The sequence below is a fragment of the Acinetobacter sp. 809848 genome (genome assembly GCF_000581275.1).
In the GTDB taxonomy this organism is placed as follows: domain Bacteria; phylum Pseudomonadota; class Gammaproteobacteria; order Pseudomonadales; family Moraxellaceae; genus Acinetobacter; species Acinetobacter pittii.
The window spans coordinates 1-1539 of the sequence record NZ_JEXG01000135.1 but is presented as its reverse complement, the minus strand read 5'-3'; the positions used below and the strand labels follow the sequence as shown (position 1 = coordinate 1539).

The window sequence follows — 1539 nt, the reverse complement described above, 5'->3', positions numbered from 1 at the left end:
GACGGGATCGAACCGCCGACATTCTGCTTGTAAGGCAGACGCTCTACCAACTGAGCTAAGCGCCCTTAACGTCTTCATCGTTTGTGAGGTGCATTATAGAGAATCTTTAACAGGTGTCAAACGCTTTTCGACAACTTTTCAAAAAAATGCGAATGAATGATTAAAAATAAGTCATTATTAAGTAAAAAACAATTTTTTGTATTTTATTTAAGCACTTATTTTAATATTTTGATCATTCAGCTAATTAAATAAAAATTTTTAAAATCTTATTTTAGGTTAAAGATTGCTCAGACAAATAAACCAATGCATCTTCAGCGACTAAATCAAACAGTTCAATGATTTCTTCATTACGCATTCGAATACAGCCATGTGACATGGGAACGCCCATCGGTTCTTTATCAGGAGTGCCATGAATATAGATATAACGCTGCATGGTGTCATGACCTTCGCCTTTATTAAAGCCTTCTTCTAAGCCATCTAACCAAAGAATACGTGACAATATCCAATCTCTTTCAGGGAATTGTGCTGCTAGTTCACTACTATAGACCTCCCCTGTGGGCTTACGTGCAATAAAAACCGCATTTTGAGGAGATTGTGCACCAATTTTTTTTGCAACCCTATGCCATCCACGTGGAGTCCTACCAGTATTCTCTTGCTCACCGATTCCGTTCTTTCCGGTAGAAATGACATAAAATTTATTATGTTTAGGCAAAGTTAATGTTTGATTTGCTAAATCGATGAGGACATCTACATCTTCGAGCTTAAATTGAGACATTGAACTTATTCTCTTATATCAACTCAAATACTTTGAGTTTAAGTAAAAATTTATATGAAGAACTTGTCTTGCGCCAAAATTAAAAGATTATCAATCTTCTCTTATCTACGCGCAGTTTCGCTGCTTGTCTTGAGCCAAAATTAAAAGATTATCAATCTTCTCTTATCTACGCGCAGTTTCACTGCTTGTCTTGCGCCAAAATTAAAAGATTATCAATCTTTTAATTTTGGCTCAGGGCGTAGCCATAACCAAACTGCAACGATGAACATGGTAGTATCAGTAAAAACCTTGACCCAAAGCGGTGCTGAAGTAAACAGCATTATAAGGCCACTGATTGCCATCATTATGCTTGCAATCCATTTGGCTTTACGTGGTACTGTACCATTGGCTCGCCAATCACGTAATGTTGGGCCGTATTTGGGATGGTTTAATAACCAATCATCCATTTGTGGCCATCCTTTCGAAGCTGCCCATGCAGCTAGAATCAAAAACACTGTTGTGGGCATACCTGGTAAAATTGCTCCAATAATGCCTAGTGTGATAAAAATCACGACCAAAGAGCGCCAGAACAATGTTCGCATATATAAACCTTAACCTGCTGTTAGCGTTAGTATAAAGTGTTTTTCTAATATTGTTTGTTGATCCCTTATGAAATTAGGATGAATTACTTCGAGTATTAAATATATGAATATTGCCTCAGTGAAAACTTCCTATTTCGAACCATGGCTTCAATTTCAACATCCTATAGTGCGACAGTTGGCTTT

The 1539-nt window shown here is 37.1% G+C and carries 3 protein-coding genes; 1 reads left to right on the top strand and 2 read right to left on the bottom strand.

All coding sequences use genetic code 11. From position 1 onward, the window contains the following. Positions 1 to 271 precede the first annotated feature (271 nt). Both elsL and J536_RS24340 read right to left on the bottom strand, forming a co-directional pair. Positions 272 to 775: a cell wall-recycling L,D-carboxypeptidase ElsL gene (elsL, locus tag J536_RS24345; RefSeq protein WP_032062551.1), complete on the bottom strand. Its 504-nt coding sequence runs from the start codon at positions 773 to 775 to the stop codon at positions 272 to 274. 212 nt (positions 776 to 987) lie between these two features. Then, the gene (locus J536_RS24340) at positions 988 to 1356 is read right to left on the bottom strand and encodes a YbaN family protein (protein WP_017400240.1); all 369 of its coding nucleotides are present in this window, start codon (positions 1354 to 1356) and stop codon (positions 988 to 990) included. A gap of 103 nt (positions 1357 to 1459) precedes the next feature. On the opposite strand from J536_RS24340, the gene J536_RS26380 reads away from it, so the two are divergent. Continuing rightward, positions 1460 to 1539: hypothetical protein (locus J536_RS26380; protein WP_228130731.1), on the top strand; the 80-nt coding region annotated here is incomplete at its 3' end.